The following is an 888-nucleotide window of genomic DNA, read 5'->3' as shown; positions in this document are numbered from 1 at the left end:
TTTCGAATTACACAAGCAGCAGCGAGGGTTTTGTTACCCTTCAGTCATTAATCATGAACTCCCTGATGTATCATGAACGAGAGTTGTTCGTCAGCGAAAATGCCCATGAGCAATGCAATGGTTTCCGTTCTCGTCGTTGGTACAGTCACGGCTTTGAGTTCTCGCTCCGTATTCCGCGCAGTCGTAGCGGAAACTTCTATCCCATTCTCTTAGGGTTGATACGCAGCGAAAGCGAGGAACGTGCCAAATTGTTCAATCTCCTCTACACCAAAGGTCTTACCACGGAGCAGATAGGCGAGATTTCAAATTGCGTCTATGGTCGTTCCTACAGCAAGCAGCAGGTATCGCATCTTGCCGGCAGCTGCCGTGAGGACGTCGAACGGTGGCTTTGCCGTAGCCTTTCCTCCCACTACTTAGCCGTCTATATCGACGCCACCTTTATTTCCACCCGTAGGGACAGACAGGTGTCCAAGGAAGCCTACTATACCATTCTGGGGGTATTAGAAGACGGCAGCAGGGAGGTGCTCACGGTTGTCAATCATCCCACAGAAGGGGCTCTTTGCTGGAAAGACGAGCTTGAGGCCTTGAAGCAAAGAGGCGTCGAACAGATAGACTTAGTTGTTTCCGATGCATTGCAAGGAATAGAGAATGCCGTCTGTGCAGCCTTTCCCGGTGCCGCACACCAGTTCTGCGTGGCACACGTTAAGCGACAGATACTCAGCGGCGCATCACATAAAGACAAACTGGTAATGGCGCAGCAGCTCAGTGAGGTGTTCCAATTGGAGAACAACGAGATGAATTCCTTGCAGGGATACGAACAATTCATTACCTTTGTCGAGAAATGGGAAAGGAAATATCCTGCACTAAGAAAATACAAGGCCGAACGCA

Annotated in this window: 1 protein-coding gene; it reads left to right on the top strand. The window is 49.9% G+C overall.

The window, feature by feature from the left end:
- A partial coding sequence (locus E0E16_RS01795) for an IS256 family transposase (RefSeq protein ID WP_130829708.1) occupies nt 1-888 on the top strand: 888 nt, incomplete at both ends.

This window comes from Prevotella rectalis, assembly GCF_900607215.1.
Taxonomy (GTDB): Bacteria; Bacteroidota; Bacteroidia; order Bacteroidales; family Bacteroidaceae; genus Prevotella; species Prevotella brunnea.
This window is presented reverse-complemented; position numbering and strand designations above follow the sequence as displayed.